Here is a 453-nt window from a genome sequence, read left to right as displayed (position 1 = left end):
CGCAACGACCGCCAGCGCGACGATGGTGATCGTCGCCGGACGCGATTTGACGGGCGGGGCCCAGCCGCGCGGGGCCGCAACCTCGGATCGGGGGCGGTGGCCGTCGGTGTCGATGGGGAAGCGTCGCTCATTTCATTATCCCTGGTGACCCTGGGCTGCCTGGGTTTGTTTTTGTTGCAAGAGCAGAATCGGCGATATCTCGCCGCGCCGCCGGATCGACCAGCGGATCGCATAGCCCCACACAGCCGTCAGCGCAGCCAGCACGCCGACCAGCAGGAAGACGTCGTTAAACGCCAGGATATTGGCTTCGCGCGCCACCTGTTGCGCCAGCAGCGCGGCCCCTTCCGCACTGCGCAACGCCGGGTCGCCGACGACCCCGGCAACCCGCCCCGCCCCGGCGCGCAACCGCGCCGCCACCAACGGATCCGTCGCCACGATATGCTGCACCAACAT

General features: G+C 68.4%; 1 pseudogene. It reads right to left on the bottom strand.

From position 1 onward, the window contains the following. Nucleotides 1-135: 135 nt before the first annotated feature. A pseudogene (locus AACY45_RS28515) lies at nucleotides 136-453 on the bottom strand (hypothetical protein); the annotation flags it as partial.

It is taken from the genome of Pseudomonas sp. RA_35y_Pfl2_P32 (assembly GCF_963970735.1).
Classification (GTDB): Bacteria; Pseudomonadota; Gammaproteobacteria; order Pseudomonadales; family Pseudomonadaceae; genus Aquipseudomonas.
This window is presented reverse-complemented; position numbering and strand designations above follow the sequence as displayed.